At 64.8% G+C, this 17,588-nt stretch carries 16 protein-coding genes; 11 read left to right on the top strand and 5 right to left on the bottom strand.

Annotated elements, in window-relative coordinates; translation table 11 throughout:
- Positions 1-139: 139 nt before the first annotated feature.
- From HNQ71_RS13280 to HNQ71_RS13260, 5 genes are all read left to right on the top strand, one after another.
- The gene (locus tag HNQ71_RS13280; protein WP_210333872.1) at positions 140-1,441 is read left to right on the top strand and encodes an ABC transporter substrate-binding protein; all 1,302 of its coding nucleotides are present in this window, start codon (positions 140-142) and stop codon (positions 1,439-1,441) included.
- A gap of 209 nt (positions 1,442-1,650) precedes the next feature.
- Positions 1,651-2,532, top strand: coding sequence for a branched-chain amino acid ABC transporter permease (locus HNQ71_RS13275; RefSeq protein WP_184872992.1), 882 nt, complete (start codon positions 1,651-1,653; stop codon positions 2,530-2,532).
- Positions 2,529-3,491 carry a branched-chain amino acid ABC transporter permease gene (locus tag HNQ71_RS13270; protein ID WP_184872991.1) on the top strand — a complete coding sequence of 321 codons (963 nt, stop codon included), beginning with the start codon at positions 2,529-2,531 and terminating at the stop codon, positions 3,489-3,491. The genes HNQ71_RS13275 and HNQ71_RS13270 overlap by 4 nt, the downstream gene beginning before the upstream one ends.
- Positions 3,488-4,213 carry an ABC transporter ATP-binding protein gene (locus HNQ71_RS13265; protein ID WP_184872990.1) on the top strand — a complete coding sequence of 242 codons (726 nt, stop codon included), beginning with the start codon at positions 3,488-3,490 and terminating at the stop codon, positions 4,211-4,213. The genes HNQ71_RS13270 and HNQ71_RS13265 overlap by 4 nt, the downstream gene beginning before the upstream one ends.
- Positions 4,210-4,944, top strand: coding sequence for an ABC transporter ATP-binding protein (locus HNQ71_RS13260; protein WP_184872989.1), 735 nt, complete (start codon positions 4,210-4,212; stop codon positions 4,942-4,944). Before HNQ71_RS13265 ends, HNQ71_RS13260 begins: the two co-directional genes overlap by 4 nt.
- On the opposite strand, the gene HNQ71_RS13255 is transcribed toward HNQ71_RS13260, so the two are convergent.
- Both HNQ71_RS13255 and pncA read right to left on the bottom strand, forming a co-directional pair.
- Positions 4,945-6,327 (bottom strand): sodium:proton antiporter, encoded by a 1,383-nt coding sequence (locus HNQ71_RS13255; RefSeq protein WP_184873341.1) that lies wholly within the window; start codon positions 6,325-6,327, stop codon positions 4,945-4,947. It lies immediately after the preceding gene.
- Between the two features lie 70 nt (positions 6,328-6,397).
- A complete protein-coding gene (gene pncA, locus HNQ71_RS13250) occupies positions 6,398-7,012 on the bottom strand; it encodes a bifunctional nicotinamidase/pyrazinamidase (RefSeq protein WP_184872988.1) in 615 nt (204 codons plus the stop codon).
- A 263-nt stretch (positions 7,013-7,275) separates the two neighbouring features.
- Here pncA and HNQ71_RS13245 point away from each other — a divergent pair, with 263 nt between their 5' ends.
- From HNQ71_RS13245 to HNQ71_RS13220, 6 genes are read left to right on the top strand one after another with little or no spacing between them, the layout of a single operon-like run.
- Positions 7,276-8,136, top strand: coding sequence for an FAD binding domain-containing protein (locus HNQ71_RS13245; protein WP_184872987.1), 861 nt, complete (start codon positions 7,276-7,278; stop codon positions 8,134-8,136).
- Between the two features lie 17 nt (positions 8,137-8,153).
- On the top strand, positions 8,154-10,949 hold the full coding sequence (locus HNQ71_RS13240) for a molybdopterin-dependent oxidoreductase (RefSeq protein ID WP_184873340.1): 2,796 nt from the start codon (positions 8,154-8,156) through the stop codon (positions 10,947-10,949).
- On the top strand, positions 10,946-12,487 hold the full coding sequence (locus tag HNQ71_RS13235; RefSeq protein ID WP_184872986.1) for a 6-hydroxynicotinate reductase: 1,542 nt from the start codon (positions 10,946-10,948) through the stop codon (positions 12,485-12,487). Before HNQ71_RS13240 ends, HNQ71_RS13235 begins: the two co-directional genes overlap by 4 nt.
- Positions 12,487-13,368: a UPF0280 family protein gene (locus HNQ71_RS13230; protein WP_184872985.1), complete on the top strand. Its 882-nt coding sequence runs from the start codon at positions 12,487-12,489 to the stop codon at positions 13,366-13,368. Before HNQ71_RS13235 ends, HNQ71_RS13230 begins: the two co-directional genes overlap by 1 nt.
- A complete protein-coding gene (locus tag HNQ71_RS13225) occupies positions 13,361-13,945 on the top strand; it encodes an amino acid synthesis family protein (RefSeq protein ID WP_184872984.1) in 585 nt (194 codons plus the stop codon). The genes HNQ71_RS13230 and HNQ71_RS13225 overlap by 8 nt, the downstream gene beginning before the upstream one ends.
- Positions 13,942-14,403, top strand: coding sequence for a MarR family transcriptional regulator (locus HNQ71_RS13220; protein ID WP_184872983.1), 462 nt, complete (start codon positions 13,942-13,944; stop codon positions 14,401-14,403). Before HNQ71_RS13225 ends, HNQ71_RS13220 begins: the two co-directional genes overlap by 4 nt.
- A gap of 38 nt (positions 14,404-14,441) precedes the next feature.
- Here the strand turns inward: HNQ71_RS13220 and HNQ71_RS13215 are convergent, their stop codons facing one another.
- The 3 genes from HNQ71_RS13215 to HNQ71_RS13205 all read right to left on the bottom strand — a co-directional run bounded on the left by HNQ71_RS13215 (position 14,442) and on the right by HNQ71_RS13205 (position 17,546).
- Complete coding sequence (locus tag HNQ71_RS13215; RefSeq protein WP_184872982.1) at positions 14,442-15,236, bottom strand: inositol monophosphatase family protein; 795 nt, start codon at positions 15,234-15,236, stop codon at positions 14,442-14,444.
- 70 nt (positions 15,237-15,306) lie between these two features.
- Positions 15,307-16,308 carry an LLM class flavin-dependent oxidoreductase gene (locus HNQ71_RS13210; protein WP_184872981.1) on the bottom strand — a complete coding sequence of 334 codons (1,002 nt, stop codon included), beginning with the start codon at positions 16,306-16,308 and terminating at the stop codon, positions 15,307-15,309.
- Positions 16,309-16,376: 68 nt separating this feature from the next.
- Positions 16,377-17,546 carry an AI-2E family transporter gene (locus HNQ71_RS13205; protein ID WP_184873339.1) on the bottom strand — a complete coding sequence of 390 codons (1,170 nt, stop codon included), beginning with the start codon at positions 17,544-17,546 and terminating at the stop codon, positions 16,377-16,379.
- Between the last annotated feature and the right edge of the window lie 42 nt (positions 17,547-17,588).

The raw sequence follows: 17,588 nt of genomic DNA, 5'->3' as shown, positions 1-17,588 counted from the left end.
AAAATAAACCGGGCTTCTCCCACGGAACCGGCATTGCCGTGTCCGGACTTTGGTGATTTAGTTTGTACACATGCAATTTTTCGACTTCCGGAAATGAGCGGACTTTGCGCTCCTAACGCTGAACAAGGGGAACGGCATCATGGACAAGAGCAAGACCTTCGACCTCTCGAAAACCGGTCTCACCCGCCGCACGGCGCTGAAGGGGCTGGCCGCCACCGCCGGCCTGGTCACCGCGCCGGGCTTCGTCCGCTATTCCCAGGCGCAGAGTTCGGCGCCGATCAAGATCGGCTTCCAATCGCACCGCACCGGCATCGGCGCCGCCTATGGCCGCTGGTACGAGAAGACCACCGCTGCCGCCGTCAAGGCGATCAACGCCGCCGGCGGCATCAATGGCCGTCAGGTCGAGGTGATCATCGAGGATGACGGCACCGATCCGGGCCGTGGCGCCGAAGTGGTCGGCAAATTCGCCACCCAGCACAAGACCGACATCGTCTTCGGCACGCTGTTTTCGCATGTCGTCATCGGTTCGGCGCCCGCCGCCGGCGAGGCCAAGATCCCCTACTTCGTCGTCAGCGAAGGCCACCACGTCGCCTCGACCAAGTTGAACCGCTATGTCTTCCAGCCCGGCATCACCGACGTGAAGAGCCAGATCCAGTCGATGGCGCCGTGGATCGCGGCCAATGCCGGCAAGAAGGTGACGCAGATCTTCCCGGATTTCGCCTTCGGCTACGACCACCGCGACTACCTGCCGCCGGCGCTGAAGGCGCAAGGCGCCGACGTCATCGCGCAGATCGCCATCCCGCCGACGGAATCGTCCTTCACCAAATACTTCCCGCAGATCCCGGCCGAGACCGAGGTGATCTACCACGTCATGGTCGGTCCGGCGGTGCTCACCTTCGTCAAGGAGCTCGGCGAGTTCTACGGCTCCAACCGGCCGCAATTGTTCGGCTTCATGGATTCGCTGGAGGCCACCGACATCAACAGCCCTGGGCTCGAATTTTTAGACGGCAGCCATTTCTGGGAGGGTTCGCCGCGCTATGCGCAGGCCGATGACAGCGCCGCGCAGAAAGCCTATCGCGCCGCCGTCGGCATCGACGACAATGGCGCCGCCCTTGGCGATCCAAAGGACGTCTCCACCGCGTCGCACATGTTCGGCTGCTGGGAAACGCTCTACGTCGTCAAGAAGGCGATGGAGGACGCCGGCTACAAAGGCCCGGAAGACCGCGCCAAGCTGGTCGAGGCGACCGAGGCGCTGACCGCCTTCGCCGAAGGACCCGAGCATCCGCAGGGACCAAAAACCTTCAACGGCAAGATCCACCAGTGCTTCGGCATCCAGAACATCTCCAAGGTCGAAGGCGGCAAGCTGAAGGTCGTTCACAAGACCAAGATCGAGGACGGACTTTACGAGGCCGAAGGGGATTACACGACGCAGGCGCTGTAGTCTTAGCAAGCGTGAGCGCCAAGCGACCCCCCTCTGTCCTGCCGGACATCTCCCCCTCAAGGGGGGAGATCAGCTGTCCGTACGGCTTTCGCCAATCGCCAAGTCCGGTGGATGGCCGCCTTCGCAGCAACTGCCAATCTCCCCCCTTGAGGGGGAGATGTCCGGCAGGACAGAGGGGGGTGCCTCGCGCATCCGCTGGCGCTTAAGCGATGCACTTCGGACCCCACCTTCTCCTCGCCGCCCTCGAAGGCCTCGTCACCTCGGCGGTGCTGGCGCTGACAGCGCTTGGGCTGTCGCTGGTGTTCGGCGTCATGCGCGTCGTCAACGTCGCCCATGGCGAATTCTTCATGCTCGGCGCGGTGCTCGCCTGGGCGATCACCACGTCGATCGGCGGCCATCCGGCGCTCGGCTTCCTGGCGGCGCTGGTGATCGCGCCGCTGATCGTCGGCGCCATCGCGCTGGTCGCCGAGCGGCTGGTGCTGCGCCGGCTCAACTACAATCCGGAAGCCACCATCGTCGCCACCATCGGCATGCTCTACATCATCCAGCAACTGGCGCTGACCTTCTACGGTCCCGAGGCACGGCCGGTGGAGCCGCCGTTCACCTATCGCATCCTTTTGCCGTGGTTCGGCTATTCCGGCTACAAACTGTCTGTTATCGCCGCCTCCGCGCTCCTGCTGGTGGCGACATGGCTGGTGCTGACGCGCACGAAGATCGGCCTGATCATGCGCGCCACGCAGTACGATAGCGAGACAGCGCAAGCCTTCGGAATCCCTGTCGGCCGCGTCTATGGCGGCGTCTTCGCGCTCGGCGCCATGCTGGCAGCGATCGCCGCGGTGCTGATCGTGCCGATCAGCCAGGCGCATTACCTGATGGGTCAGGATCCACTGCTGCTGTCCTTCATCGTCGTCATCATCGGCGGTCTCGGCTCGCTGCGCGGCACGGTCGTCGCCGCCGTGCTGATCGGCCTGTCGGACGGCATCATCTCGATGTTCTTCTCGCCGACCTTGGCCAAAATCATCGCCACCCTGCTGGTCGCCATGGTGCTGGTGTTCCGGCCGCAAGGCCTGTTCGGGACGGCGTCGCGATGAGCGAAGCTTCGCCGGCAAAAGCCTACGGCCTGCATCTCGGCGCCATCGCGCTGCTGTTCGTGCTGAGCTTCCTTTTGCCGGAGTACTATCACGGTCTGCTCGCCCGCATCATGGTGCTGGCGGTCTTTGCCATGGGCTACAACATGCTGTTCGGCTATGTCGGCCTGCTCAGCCTCGGTCATGCCATGTTCTTTGCCGCCGGGCTCTACGGTGCCGGCCTTGCTGTCATCCAGCTCGGCTGGAGCGTGCCGGCGGCATTCGCCGCGGGCCTCGGCTGCGGTGTCGTTCTTTCCCTGGTGATCGGCCTGCTGGCGCTGCGCACGTCAGGCGTCGCATTCATGATCGTCACCATGATGTTCGCGCAGGTGTTCTACCTCATCATCCTTTACTTCTCGTCATGGACCGGCGGCGACCAGGGCATGGTCGTGCCGCAGCCGGCGCGGGTGCTTGCCTTCGGCGCGACATCGCTCGATCTCACCAACCCGACCGTGCGCTACATGAGCGCGCTCGGCTTGTTCTCGCTGGTGCTGCTGATCACGCTTGCCCTTGTCCGCTCCAGATATGGCCGCGTGCTGGTCGCCATCCGCGAGAACGAGGAGCGGACGAAGATGCTGGGCTACGACACCTTCTCGAACAAGCTCGCCGCCGTCGTCATCTCCGGCATCGTCTGCGCTGCATCGGGTGCTGCCTATGCGCTGCTGTTCGGCTATGTCGGCTCGAGCTTCGCGTCGGTGCAGTATTCGATCCTGCCGCTGCTATGGGTGCTGCTTGGCGGCGCCGCCACTACGCTTGGGCCGCTGATCGGCACGCTGTTCATGTACTATGTCATCGACATCACCAGCGGCTACACCTCGGCCTATCTGCTGATCGTCGGCATTGCGCTCATCCTGCTGGTGCTGTTTCTCCCCAAAGGCATTCTCGGCAGCATGCGGCAGCGCTGGCTCGGGTGGCTGCCATGACGCCGCTTTTGACCACCAAGGGCCTGTCGCGCAACTTTGGAGGCTTGCGTGCCGTCGACAGTGTCGATTTCACCCTGATGCCCGGCGAGATCCGCGCCGTCATCGGCCCGAATGGGGCCGGGAAGACTACCTTCGCCAGCCTGGTCAGCGGCCGCATCCAGCCGTCGTCGGGCATGATCGTCTTCGATGGCGCCGACATCACCGGCCTGCCGGCCTATGTCCGCGTCCGCCAGGGCATCGCCTACACGTTCCAGATCACCAGCGTCTTTGCCAATCTCACCGCCTACGACAATGTCGCATTGCCGGTGCAGCGGACGCTGAGCGATGGCCGTTCGAAGGGCGCGGTGCAAGCCGGCGTCATGGCGGCGCTAGAACGCACCGGCCTGGCTGACCGCGCCCACATGCCGGCCGGACAATTGTCCTATGGCCACCAGCGCCTGCTGGAAGTGGCGATGGGCCTGGCGCTGAAGCCGCGCCTGCTGATCCTCGACGAGCCGACGCAAGGCCTGGCCGACAGCGAGATCGACAATTTCATCACCCTGGTGCGCGAGATCGCTGCGAGTGCCACGGTGCTCCTGATCGAACACAACATGCCGGTCGTCATGCAACTGGCCGACCGCATCACTGTCTTCAATGCCGGCAAGATCCTCGCCGAAGGCACGCCCGAGGCGATCCGCGAGAACGCGGCCGTTCAGCAAGCCTATCTGGGGACCGCCCCATGACCGAGACGACCAAGGCGCAGACAAAGTCCGAGGCGTTGGCGATCTCGGGGCTGGACTGCTTCTATGGTGAGGTCCAGGTGCTCTATGGTCTCGATCTCGTGCTGAACAAGGGCGAGGTACTCTGCCTGTTCGGCCGCAACGGCGCCGGCAAGACGACGACGCTGAAGGCCATCATGGGACTGGTTCCCTCAAGCGCCGGCTCGATCAGCCTCGATGGCAAGGAATTGACCGGTTTGCCGGCGCATGAGGTGCCGAAGGCCGGCGTCGCCTATGTGCCGCAAGGCCGGCGGCTGTTCGCCGAAATGACGGTGGCTGAAAACATCGAGATCGGGCTGATGGCGCGCGGCAAGGGCAAGGCGACGCGCGAAACCGTGCTCGACCTCTTCCCGCTGCTGCGCCAGCGGCTGCGGCAACGCTCGGGCACCTTGTCTGGCGGCGAGCAACAGATGCTGGCCATGGCGCGCGCGCTTTGCCTGGAACCGCAGGTGCTGCTGCTCGACGAGCCGACAGAAGGGCTGATGCCGTCGATGATCGCCAAGATCCGCGAGACAGTGTCGAAACTGCGAGACTTGGGTGTGTCCACGATCCTGGTCGAACAGCGGGTCGATGCGGTGCTGTCCGTCGCCGACAGTGTCTGCTTCATCGAGAACGGCCGCAACCGCGAGACGGTCGATGTCGAGGAACTGCGCGCCGACCCGTCGGCTGTACGGCGGTATGTGGGGGTCGGGTGATCAGCCGAAGAACAAAAAGCCGGCAATCAGGAATGTCGGGATCAGCACCAGCCCGGACCACAGCATGTAGCCGAAGAAGCCCGGCATCTTCACGCCGCGATGCCTGGCTATGGCATAGACCATGAAGTTGGGCGCATTGCCGATATAGGTGTTGGCGCCCATGAACACCGCGCCCGCCGAGATTGCCGCCAGGGTCGAGGCAAACTCGGTCATCAGATGCCGAGGGTCGCCGCCGGCGAGTTCGAAGAACACCAGATAGGTCGGCGCATTGTCGAGGAACGACGACAGCGCCCCGGTCAGCCAGAAATAGGCGAGATCGTTGGGCTGGCCGGAGGGCGAACTGACAAGTGCCACCAGCGGCGCCAGAGCGCCGTCATGGCTTGCCCTGAGGATGGCGATGACCGGCACGATGCAGATGAAGATGCCGGCAAACAATTTCGCCACCTCTGCTATTGGCCCCCAGTCGAAGCCGTTCGCTTCGCGGTGGCTCTTGTAAGAGAGGGGAAGCGACAGCAGGGCCAGTGCCAGGTTGATGGCGTCGCGCACCAGGTTCTGCAGTTCGAGGCTCACGCCCAACACGGAAAAGCTCACTCCGGGTTTCCAGGCCGCCGACAGCAGGATCGCACCGACCACACCAGCCAGCAGCGGAAGGTTGGCCAGGCCGCGCAGGCGCACCTTCGTATCCGGTGTCGGATCCCTGGTCTTCGGTGCACCGTTTTCGCGCCGGTGCAGGATGATGTCGATGCAAAGGAAGACGGCCAGTACCATGCCGCCGACGAACAGCGTCTCGCGCCAGAGATTGGCGGTGATCCAGAAAAAGTCGACGCCGCGCAGGAAACCGACGAACAGCGGCGGGTCGCCGAGCGGTGTCAGCGAGCCGCCGATGTTGGCAACCAGGAAGATGAAAAAGATGACGACATGGGCGTTGAACGGCCGGTTGTCATTGGCGCGCAGGATCGGCCGGATCAGGACCATCGAGGCGCCGGTCGTGCCGATCACCGAGGCCAGGATCGCGCCAGCCAGCAGCAGCCCGGCATTGACCAGCGGCGTCCCGTGGATGTTGCCGGCAAGCAGGATGCCGCCCGAAATTGTGTAGAGCGCGAACAGTAGGATGATGAAGGACATATATTCCGCAAGCAACGCATGCAGCACAGCCTCGGTCGCACTGGGAATGCCGAAGGCCAAAGCCAGCGGCACGATCACCAGCGCCGCCCACAGCGCGGTGATCTTGCCATAGTGATGCTCCCATATGTGATGGAAGAGCAAAGGCCCGGTGGCGATCGACAAAAGCAGGCCGGCAAAGGGCAGCGCCCACCACAGCGACATCGCGGCACCGGGCAGCGCGTGTTCCTCAGCCGCCAAGGCTTGGCCTGGAAACAGCATTGCGACTGCGATCACAGCGCCCGCTCCTGTCGCAATCCGCAAAAAGGCCCTCCTGCGCCCCACGTCCGGTTCAATCCAAGACGTGGTCTTCGAGCGCCACACCGGCGTCGCGCATGCGGTGCAGCATTGTCTCGAGCGAACCATTGAGATCGATGCCACGGCAGGCATCGAGCCGTACGGTGGTTTTGAAACCTTGGCTGATGGCGTCCAGCGCCGAAAAGGCAACGCAGAAATCGGTCGCCAACCCGACCAGGGTCAGCGTGTCGATGCCGCGCTCCCTGAGATAGCCGGCAAGGCCGGTCGGCGTCGTCCGGTCGTTCTCGAAGAAGGCCGAGTAGCTGTCGATGGCAGGCCGAAAACCCTTGCGGATGACGAGTTCCGCCTTGGTCCAGGCGAGGCCGGAGTGGAAATCCGAGCCCAGGCTGCCCTGGATGCAATGGTCCGGCCACAAAGTCTGCTGGCCGTAGGGCATGTCGATCATCGTGAAGGGCTGCGAACCCGGATGGCTGGAGGCAAAACTCGAATGGCCGGCGGGATGCCAGTCCTGCGTCAGCACGACATGATCGGCGTGCCGGATCAGGTCATTGACCAGCGGCACGATTTCGTCGCCGCCGGCAACCGCCAGCGCGCCGCCCGGACAAAAATCGTTCTGCAGGTCGATGACAACAAGCGCTTCGTCGGCCATGGGGCTTCCTTTTTTTGTCTCGGGCTCCGGTGAAAGAATACCGCTATTGCGACCGGAGGCAGAAACTCGACCAGATGGCCGGCTGCGTCAACCTCTGGCCACATAACAAACGCGTGCCAACTGAGCGCTCGCAAAACTACGGCTTTGACAATTCCTACGGTCTTGATATCATTTGCATACGAATGAATTTCGTCCGGCAGCTATGCTGGCAGGGTCTTTCGAAATACCGGTTTCTGGAAGGCCTCTTTTCTGGAAGGCAAAGCGTGATCCGTTACGCGAAACCCACCTCTGTCGACGAAGCGCTCGCTTTGCTTGGCGAGGACGCCTGGCGCATCCTTGCCGGCGGCACCGATTTCTATCCGGCGCAAGGCAGCAAACCCTTCCGCGACAATGTTCTCGACATCAATGGCCTGGCGGCGCTGGGCGGCATTGCCGAGACGGATGACCACTTCGTCATCGGCGCGCGCACGACCTGGACCGACATCATCCGCCACCCCTTGCCGCCAGCCTTCGATGCGCTGAAGCAGGCGGGGCGTGAGGTCGGTTCGGTGCAGATCCAGAACGTCGCGTCAGTCGCGGGCAATCTCTGCAACGCCTCGCCGGCCGCCGATGGTGTGCCGGCGCTGCTCGTCCTCGATGCCGACGTCGAATTGCGATCGGCGATAACGACACGTTGCCTACCGCTGCAGGACTTCATTCTCGGCAATCGCCGCACGGCCCTGCAGCCCGGCGAGCTGGTTACGGCCATCCGCGTGCCGAAGCCTGCCGCCGGTACGTCGGCTTTCGTCAAGCTTGGCGCGCGGCGCTATCTCGTCATTTCCATCGCCATGGTGGCGGCGCGTCTGGTGGTGGACAACGGCATCGTGGTGGAAGCCGCGGTTGCCGCCGGCTCCTGCTCGGTGGTGGCCAAGCGCCTCGCCGGCGTCGAAGCCGCCTTGCGCGGCCTGCCCGCTGGCCAGGCGCTCGCCGATGCGGTGCTGGCCGCGCCGATGGCTGAGCTGTCGCCGATCGCCGATGTGCGCGGCAGCGCCGAATACCGGCTCGATGCGGTGCGCGAGATCGTTGCTCGCGCCGTGCTCCAGGCCTGTGGGCTGATGAATGACCCCGAGGTGGTGGCGGCATGAGCCAGGTCTCGCCAGAGATGCGTGAAGCGCTGCCCGATCTCGACGGCGTTCAGCCTCGCCTCGGCCCCGAGCGAGCCGACATTGCCTTCGAGGTGAACGGCGCAGCCATTTCGGTCAACGTGCCGCCGCTGCGTCGGCTATCCTCGGTGCTGCGCGACGAACTGCTTTTGACCGGCACCAAGGTCGGCTGCGACGCTGGCGACTGCGGCGCCTGCACGGTGCTGGTCGACGGCGATCCGGTTTGCGCCTGCCTGATGTCGGCGGCTTCCGCCGCAGGTGCGTCGGTGACAACAGTCGAAGGGCTCGCCAATGGCCGGCTGTCGGCGCTGCAAGCCTCGTTCCTCGACCATGGCGCGGCGCAGTGCGGCATCTGCACGCCGGCCCTGCTGGTCGCGGCCACGGCATTGCTGGAAAAGAAACCCAACCCGACCGAGATCGAGGTCCAGGACGCGCTGGGCGGCATCCTCTGCCGCTGCACCGGCTACCGGAAGATCATCGCGGCGGTAATGGATGCCTCCAAGCAAGCCGGAAACCTCGATTTCCGCTTGCCTCGATCGGGCCATGCGATCGGCTCTTCGCCCATCCGGCTCGACGGCATGCCGAAGGTCACCGGCGGTGAAAAATTCGGCGGCGATTCCTTCCCCGCCGATGCGTTGGCCGTGCTGGTGGTGCGCTCGCCGCATTATCACGCCAGCTTCGCCTTCGGCGACCTCGATGGCTGGGTGAAGCAACATCCCGGCATCGCCGGCGTCTTCACTGCCGCCGACATTCCGGGAAAGAACTGTTTCGGCGTCATCGGCCCGTTCGCCGACCAGCCGGCGCTGGCCGAGGGTTTTGCGCGCCTTCGCGGCGAGGCGGTGGCGCTGGTCGCCGGCGAGCGCGAGGCCATCCTCGATCTCGACCTGTCGGATTTCCCAATACGCTGGAGCGAGCTGCCGCATGTCCTGCAGCCTTGCGAAGCGCAGGCCAGCGGCGCCAGGCTGATCCATGACAACCGCCCGGCGAACCTGCTCACCGCCGGCTTTGTCGAGCGCGGCGATCCCGAGGCGGCGCTTACCGGCGCTGCCGTCACCGTCTCCGGCTCCATCGACACCTCCTATGTCGAGCATGCCTATATCGAGCCGGAAGCCGGCTATGCATACCTGGATGGCGACACGCTGGTCGTCGTCGCCTGCACGCAGGCGCCCTATATGGACCGTGACGAGACCGCGAAGGTGCTCGGCCTTGCCGTCGACAAGGTGCGCATCGTGCCGACCGCGACCGGTGGCGGCTTCGGCTCCAAGCTCGACGTTTCGCTGCAGCCGCTGATCGGCCTTGTGACGCTGAAGACCGGCCGGCCGGCAGCGCTCGCCTATACCCGCAACGAATCGATGATGTCGACCACCAAGCGCCATCCGGCCGAGATGAAAGCGACCATCGGCGCCGATGCCGACGGCCATGTCACCGGCATGATCTTTGCCGGCGACTTCAACACCGGCGCCTATGCCAGCTGGGGGCCGACGGTCGCCAACCGCGTACCGGTGCACGCCTCCGGCCCGTATGCGACACCGAACTATCGCGCCGAGGGCCGCGCCATCCACACCCATGGGCCGATCTCCGGCGCCTTCCGCGGCTTTGGCGTGCCGCAAGCGACGATCATGCAGGAGACGCTCTATGACGAGCTGGCCGAGAAGCTCGACATCGACCGGCTCGATTTTCGGCTGAAGAACTGCCTTCGGAACGGATCCGAAACGGTTACCGGGCAGCGGTTGGATTCCGGCGTCGGCATTGCCGAATGCCTGGAATCCCTGCGGCCGCATTGGGTACGCGCGAAGGCCGATGCGGGTGCATTCAACGACACCAACAGGGACAAAAGGCGCGGCGTTGGTGTCGCCTCCTGCTGGTATGGCTGCGGCAACACCTCGCTGCCCAACCCGTCGACTATCCGCGTCGGCATCGCGGCTTGCGGCGACGTCATCCTGCATCAGGGCGCCGTCGATATCGGCCAGGGCTCGAACACGGTCATCACCCAGATCTGCGCCGACGCGCTTGGCCTGCCGCTGGAGAAATTCCGGCTGAAAAGCGCCGACACCGCCATCAGCCCCGATGCCGGCAAGACATCGGCCTCGCGCCAGACTTTCGTGACCGGCAAGGCGGCCGAAAAGGCGGGCCGTGCCTTGCGGGAAAAGATCCTGCGCTTTGCCAACGTCTCGGAGAAGGCATCGCTGCGACTGGACGGCCCGGCGATCACCATCCGCGAAGGTGAGGCCACGCGCCACATCGACCTCGCTGCATTGGACGTGGATGCCGATGGCTTCGTCTTCCGCGCCGAGGAAAGCTACGACCCGCCGACGCTGCCGCTCGACGCCAAGGGCCAGGGCAAGCCCTATGCGGTCTATGGCTACGGTGCGCAGATCGCCGAACTCGAAGTCGATCTGAAGCTCGGCACGGTCAAGTTGATCAAGATCACCGCGGCGCACGATGTCGGCAAGGCGATCAACCCGCTGCTGGTCGAGGGCCAGATCGAAGGCGGCATCGCGCAAGGCATCGGCATGGCGCTGATGGAAGAGTATATCCCCGGCCGCACCGAGAATTTGCACGACTACCTCATTCCGACCATCGGCGACGTGCCGCCGATCGAGACCATCCTGATCGAGGTTCCCGACCCCGAAGGACCGTTCGGTGCCAAGGGCCTGGGCGAGCATGTGCTGATCCCGACAGCGCCGGCGATCCTCAACGCCATCCGCGACGCTACCGGCGTCCTGGTCACCAAGGTTCCGGCGACGCCGACGCGTATCCGCGCCGCCATTCGCGACAAGGAGGCACGCCGATGAGCGAGCTTGCCGAACGCTTCGAAACGCACGATCCCGGCGAAAAGCAGGTGGCGGAGAAGATCCGCTGCGATGCCTGCCCGGTCATGTGCTACATCGCCGATGGCCGCACCGGCGCATGCGACCGCTACGGCAATGTCGGCGGCAGGATCGTGCGCATGGACCCGCTGACCATCCTCGACCACGCGGCCGAGACCGGCGCGGCCATGGTGCCTTTCGTCACCGAAGGCGAGGCATGGAACGGCGAGCTGGTCAACACCGGCCGCCGCTTCGTCACCGCCATCGGTGCGGGCACCACCTATCCCGATTACAAGCCGGCCCCGTTCATCGTCAGCCAGCAAGTCGAGGGCGTCGATCTCGTCACCGTCGTCACCGAGGGCATCTTCTCCTACTGCGGCGTCAAGGTGAAGATCGACACCGACCGTCATATCGGGCCCGAAACGGCTACAGTGCGCGCCGGGGGCGAAGCGATCGGCCATGTCACGACGGGCGAATATGGCTCGCAGATGCTGTCGCTGGGCGGCGTGCATCATCTGACCGGCGGCTCGAAGTCGGAAGGCCGCGCCACCTGCGACGCGCTGCTCAATCTGTGCAACCGCAAGCCGGTGGAACTCGGCATCGACGGCGGCGCCACGGTCATCGTCGAAGCCGGCAAACCACCAGTCATCGACGGCAAGCAGGAACACCGCATGCGGGTCGGCTGCGGGTCGGCCACCATCGGCATGTTCGCCACACAATGGCGCGGGCTGGTCGACGAGGTGGTGGTGGTCGACGACCACATCACCGGCGTCGTGTCCGAGCATCAGGCCGGCAAGGTGCTGGGCTGGCAGGACACGGGCATAAAGATCATCGGCCGCCGCTCGACGCCGGGCCGCTATTTCAAGGTGTCCGAGCCCGGCCTCGGCTGGGGCGGCACCAGCATATCCGACCCGCTGTCCATCCTCGGCGAATGGAACGCCAAGAAGGGCGCGCGGCCCGGCCTGTCGCTGCTGATGGTTTCGACCACCGGCGAGCAGTTCGCCTATTACGAACTCGATGACGACTTGAAGCCGGTGCAGAAACCGTTTCCGGAGCGGCTGCAAAAGTCCGTCGGGCTGATCGAGGACAATTGCGAGCCGGCGCTGTGCACCGTGCTGTTCATCGGCGGCGCCGGTGGCTCGCTGCGCGCCGGCGTCACCGAAAACCCGGTCAATCTCACCCGTTCGGTGCAAGGCCTGAACACCTATGTGACGGTCGGCGGCGCGCCGGTCTATGTCTGGCCGGGTGGCGGCATCACGCTGATGGTCGATGTCACGCGGGTGCCGGAAGGCGCCTTCGGCTATGTGCCGACCCCGGCGCTGGTGGCGCCGATCGAATTCACCTTGCGCCGCGACGACTATGTCAGGCTTGGCGGCTACGAGGCCGAGATCCGCAGCGTCGAGGATATTGTTGCCAAGGGCGGCGAATATCTCAATCCACGCCGCGGCTCAGGTGCCGCGACCGGCAATCCATGGCCGCCGCTGGCACAATTGCATCGTGTTCGCTCCAACGGTGCCGGGTGATGTCTGGCCCGCAAGCGCATTGGCTGCAGGACGGCAAGCGGCTGCATCTAAACCACGGGCCGATCGACCTGATCGTCGAGGCCTTTGGCGAGGCGCACGAATGCCGCCAGGCCTATGAGCAGGCGGTGACGCGTTTCCAGACCATCTTGCCGGAGCTGGTCGAGGAATTACCTGACTTGCGCCAGCCGGCCACGAGCCGGCCCCGTGCGTTCACCGGTTCGACAGCGCAGCGCATGGAAGCGGCCGTCGTGCCGCTGGCGAAAGATTTCATCACGCCGATGGCCGCCGTCGCCGGTTCGGTAGCCGACGAAATGCTCGAGACCATGCTTGCCGGCCGAAAGCTCGACCGCGCCTATGTCAACAATGGTGGCGACAGCGCCATCCATCTCGGCGCCGGCCAGTCGATGACGCTTGCCATCGCCGGCACCGGCCACGGTCTGGCCGACCGCATCGTCATCCGTGCCGGCGATGGCGTGCGCGGCGTTGCCACGAGCGGTTGGCGCGGACGCTCGTTTTCGCTTGGCATCGCCGATGCCGTCACTGTGCTGGCGCGGTCCGGGGCCGAGGCCGATGCCGCCGCGACGCTGATTGCCAATGCCGTCGACCTGCCCGGCCATCCGGCCATCCGGCGCGTGCCGGCGCGCGACCTGGCGCCGGACAGCGACCTTGGCGACAGGTTGGTGACGCAAGAGGTCGGCGCGCTTTCCTCAACGGAAATCGCTACTGCGCTGGACGGCGGACTTGCCGTCGCAGAAGATTTCCGCCGCAGGGGATTGATCGCCGCATCGGCGCTGTTTCTTGCCGGCCAGACCCGCATCAGTGGTTCAATGGCGCTTGCCGCGCCCGACAAAAGTCCAGGGAAGGAAGTTGCCCATGCCTGAGTTTCCGATCCGCAAGATTGCGGTGATAACGGAGGAGATCTTCCACGAGGGCGGGCCGGTGGCCAAGGTGCCGCGCCGGCGCGCGGCCGCCATGGCGCTAGTCAAGAACCCGTTCGCCGGGCGCTATGTCGAGGAATTGCAGAGCGCCATGGACGATCTGAAGCCGCTCGGCCTGCTGTTGGCCGACCGGCTGATCGCGGCGCTCGGCGGCGACGTGAAGCAGATCGACGGTTATGGCAAGGGCGCCATTGTCGGCACATCAGGCGAACTGGAGCACGGCGCGCTCTGGCATGTGCCCGGCGGCTACGCCATGCGCGAACGGCTCGGCGACGCCAAGGCGATTGTGCCGTCGGCAAAGAAGGTCGGTGCCTTCGGCTCGCGGCTCGATGTGCCGCTCGGGCATATCAACGCCGCCTATGTGCGCAGCCATTTCGACGCCATGGAAGTCGGCATCAGCGACGGCCCGCGCCCCGACGAGATCCTGTTCTGCCTGGCCATGACCTGTGGCCCACGCGTGCACGACCGCATGGGCGGCCTGGCGGCTGGGGATATCAAGGCCTGGGACGGGTTGCGGTGAGCGCCGAGGACAGTCTGCTGAAGCTCGTCGAGGCCGAAGAGCCTGATGAAAACGATTATCGCCTGCAGGAGCAGGTCGGCTTCATCCTGCGCAAGGCGCATCAGCGCCATGTCTCGATCTTCGCCGCCCATATCGCCGATTTGACGCCGCCGCAGTTCGCGGCACTGGCCAAGCTACGCGATGTCGGCGAAACCTCGCAGAATCAGCTCGGCACGCTGATCGCCATGGACGCGGCGACGGTGAAGGGTGTCATCGACCGGCTGAAAGCGCGCGGCCTGGTCGAGCTTTCCAAGCACGAAGTCGACAAAAGGCGGCTGCTGGTCAATTTGACCGCGGAGGGCCGCGACGCGGTCGAGCGCTTGATCCCGCTTGCCCGCGAAATCACGCAGGAAACACTGGCGCCGCTCTCGGCCAAGGAGATCGCCACATTTATGAAGCTGCTGGCGAAATTAGCCTGAGTCCCGACGGGCCCGGGCGTTTTCGCACAAGATAGCGTTCAGAGCCTGAACGGCCCGCGGCAAAGCTCCCGCAGCTTGGGAAAGACGCCCTTGCCGCCAGATATCACCAACGTTCCATCCTGCAGCACCGTCTTCGGATCGGGTTTCACGACCATGCCGCCGGCCTCCTCGACCAGAAGCATGCCGGCCAGGCAATCCCAGGCGTTCATGTGCTCCTCGACATAGCCGAGCAGGCGGCCGGCGGCGACGTAGGCGAGCATCAAGGCGCCGGATGCGTTGCGGAAGAAGACACCGCCCTCGGCCAGCAGCATGCGGACCAACACGGCGACATTTTCGGTGTCGGCGCGGTTTGAAAATCCGGTCCCGACGGATCCTTCTTCCAGGCTGGTGCTCGCGCTGGTCTTGATCGGCCTGCCGTCGACGAAAGCGCCGCCGCCGAGCCGGCCGTGAAACGTCTCGCCGGTCGACGGTTCGTGGATCACGCCAACCACGGTCTCGCCATGCAGGGCGCAGGCGATCACCACGCACCAGGCCGGGATGCCGCGCACGAAATTGGCGGTGCCGTCGATGGGATCGATCACCCAGACATAGCCCGTCGAACCCGCGACCGAGGCATGCTCCTCGCCGACGATGCCGTCTTGCGGATAGTCGGCGGCAATGGCGGCGCGGATGAACAGTTCGACCTCGCGGTCTGCTTCGGAAACTAGGTCCTGATGGCCCTTGCTCTCGATGGTCAGGCTGTCCAGGTCGCGGAAATATTTCAGGCCGAGGTCGCCGGCACGCCGTGCCAGTTCGATGGCGAACTGCATGCGTGCGTCATGGTCATTTTTCACGGGGGCGCTCGATCTTGCGGAAGGGTGCCCCGCCCTTAGCAGAAGCACCGTGTATCCTCCAAGCCAAGAATCAGGCCGCCTGCGACAGCGCTTTGTGGGCCTCGGCCAGGATCTCGAACGACCGCACGCGGGCGGCATGGTCGAAGATCTGCGCGGTGACCATCAGCTCGTCGGCGCCGGTGCGGCGCACGAACGCGTCGATGCCCTGCCGGACCGTCTCGGGAGACCCGACGACCGCGCAGGACAGCGCCTGGCCAAGCATGGTCTTGGCCATCGGATCGAGATCGCGCTCATAGTTCTCGACAGGTGGCGGCAACCGACCGGCCCGGCCGGTGCGCAGATTGACGAAGGCCTGCTGCAGCGAGGTGAACAGCAGCCTCGCCTCCGCGTCGGTGGGCGCGGCAAAGACGTTGAGGCCGAGCATCACATGCGGCTTGTCGAGCTGCTCCGACGGCTGGAAACGCGAGCGGTAGACGTCCAGAGCATGGTCGAGTTCCGCCGGCGCGAAATGCGAGGCAAAAGCATAGGGCAGGCCGAGCATGGCGGCGAGCTGCGCGCCGTAGAGGCTGGAACCGAGGATCCAGATCGGCACGTTCTGGCCCTCGCCCGGCACGGCGCGGATGCGCTGGCCTTCTTCGGCCGGCCGGAAGTAGCCCATCAGCTCGACGACATCCTGCGGGAAATTGTCGACGCCGGCCTCGAGATTGCGGCGCAAGGCGCGTGCCGTGCCCATGTCGGTGCCGGGCGCGCGGCCGAGACCGAGATCGATGCGACCCGGATGCAAGGCGGCCAGCGTGCCGAACTGTTCGGCAATCACCAGCGGCGAATGGTTGGGCAGCATGATGCCGCCGGCGCCGACACGAATGGTCCTGGTGCCGCCGGCGACATGGGCAATGACGACCGCGGTCGCCGCACTGGCGATGCCCGGCATGTTGTGATGCTCGGCCAGCCAGTAGCGCTTGTAGCCCAGCCGCTCGGCATGACGGGCAAGATCGAGCGAGTTGGCGAGCGACTGCGAGGCATCGCTGCCTTCGATGATCGGCGACAGGTCGAGAACGGATAGAGCGGTCATGAACGGGATCCTGTGTAAGGACCGCATGTAGGAAGCGCCCGGCGACGCCGCAAATTCAAAAATATTGATCAGCCCTTTGCGGATTCCGTGTCGGCGACGTCATCGTCCACGACGACGGCCGTGTGCTGCGCGGCGAGGAAGTTGCCGACAGGGCTGAGCCCTTCGAAATGATCACAGAACACCTTGATGACGACCAGCAGCGGCACCGCCATCAATGCGCCGACGAAACCCCAGAGCCAGGACCAGAAGGCGATGGCAATGAAGATCGCCACGGCGTTGATCTCAAGACGCCGGCCGACCACCATCGGTGTCACGAACTGGCCTTCGACGATGTCGCACACCAGCACGAAGGCCGGCGCCAGCAGCGCGTAGGAGATGGTGTCGAAGCTGATGAGCGCTATGATCGCGACCAGAACGATGGTCATCAGCGCCCCGACATAAGGCAGGAAGTTGAACAGGGCGGCGGCGACGCCCCAGACCAGCGGGTTGGGCATGCCGAGCGCCCACAAGCCAAGGCCGGTGACCGTGCCGAGGCCGACATTGATGATGGTGACGGTGAGCAGATAGTGCGAGATTTCCCGTTCGACGTCATAGACGACGCGCAGCGCCCGCTTCTTTTCGCTGAGGCTGGCGAAGGACTGGATGATCTTCTCATAGAACATCGTGCCCGAAGCGAGCAGGAACAGCGACAGCACGAAGATGATGGTGAGGCTTGTTCCCGCCGACAGGATGTTGCTGGCCGCCGACGACAGGATGCCTGATTGGGCGACCGCCACCTTCTGGATGCCGGCCTCCTGGGACGTCTCGGTGAGCTGCCCGATCTGGTGCGAGATCTGCATGATCCTCTCGAACGGACGCCGCAATTGCGCCAGCCGTTCGGTCAGCTGCTGGCCGATTGACGAGGTGTTGTTGATGAGGTCGATGACCGGGCCGCTGAGCAGATAGCCGGCACTGGCAAAGATGCAGATCGAGCCAAGCACCAGAAGGGTCGCCGACACGACTTCGGGAATGCCGCGCTTGCGCAGCAGCCGGACGATCGGTGTCAGCGTCAACGCCAGCAGGAAAGCCAGGATCACCGGCATGAAGAAGGCGCGGGCGAAGTAAAGCGCATAGATCGCCATGAACAGGAAGATACCGATGAGCAGCGAACGCATCAGATGCGCGTCCGCGCGAGCCGCGACGCGTGGATCCGACTCGTCAGCAACGCCTGCGCCCAAGGCAGCGGGTTCGGTTTTCATCATGGACACTCACCGGCGCACCGCAATTGGTGCAATCCATTG

The sequence above is a fragment of the Mesorhizobium sangaii genome (genome assembly GCF_014207355.1).
Classification (GTDB): domain Bacteria; phylum Pseudomonadota; class Alphaproteobacteria; order Rhizobiales; family Rhizobiaceae; genus Mesorhizobium; species Mesorhizobium sangaii.
Note: the sequence above shows the minus strand (reverse complement) of the source record. Positions and strands in the feature narration are given on the sequence as shown.

What these genes read in the sequence shown, in the direction of transcription:
- HNQ71_RS13280 (WP_210333872.1), top strand. Translation starts at nt 140, where the DNA reads ATGGACAAGAGCAAGACCTTCGACCTCTCGAAAACCGGTCTCACCCGC.
- HNQ71_RS13275 (WP_184872992.1), top strand. Translation starts at nt 1,651, where the DNA reads ATGCACTTCGGACCCCACCTTCTCCTCGCCGCCCTCGAAGGCCTCGTC.
- HNQ71_RS13270 (WP_184872991.1), top strand. Translation starts at nt 2,529, where the DNA reads ATGAGCGAAGCTTCGCCGGCAAAAGCCTACGGCCTGCATCTCGGCGCC.
- HNQ71_RS13265 (WP_184872990.1), top strand. Translation starts at nt 3,488, where the DNA reads ATGACGCCGCTTTTGACCACCAAGGGCCTGTCGCGCAACTTTGGAGGC.
- HNQ71_RS13260 (WP_184872989.1), top strand. Translation starts at nt 4,210, where the DNA reads ATGACCGAGACGACCAAGGCGCAGACAAAGTCCGAGGCGTTGGCGATC.
- HNQ71_RS13255 (WP_184873341.1), bottom strand. Translation starts at nt 6,327, where the DNA reads ATGCTGTTTCCAGGCCAAGCCTTGGCGGCTGAGGAACACGCGCTGCCC.
- pncA (WP_184872988.1), bottom strand. Translation starts at nt 7,012, where the DNA reads ATGGCCGACGAAGCGCTTGTTGTCATCGACCTGCAGAACGATTTTTGT.
- HNQ71_RS13240 (WP_184873340.1), top strand. Translation starts at nt 8,154, where the DNA reads ATGCGTGAAGCGCTGCCCGATCTCGACGGCGTTCAGCCTCGCCTCGGC.
- HNQ71_RS13235 (WP_184872986.1), top strand. Translation starts at nt 10,946, where the DNA reads ATGAGCGAGCTTGCCGAACGCTTCGAAACGCACGATCCCGGCGAAAAG.
- HNQ71_RS13230 (WP_184872985.1), top strand. Translation starts at nt 12,487, where the DNA reads ATGTCTGGCCCGCAAGCGCATTGGCTGCAGGACGGCAAGCGGCTGCAT.
- HNQ71_RS13225 (WP_184872984.1), top strand. Translation starts at nt 13,361, where the DNA reads ATGCCTGAGTTTCCGATCCGCAAGATTGCGGTGATAACGGAGGAGATC.
- HNQ71_RS13210 (WP_184872981.1), bottom strand. Translation starts at nt 16,308, where the DNA reads ATGACCGCTCTATCCGTTCTCGACCTGTCGCCGATCATCGAAGGCAGC.
- HNQ71_RS13205 (WP_184873339.1), bottom strand. Translation starts at nt 17,546, where the DNA reads ATGAAAACCGAACCCGCTGCCTTGGGCGCAGGCGTTGCTGACGAGTCG.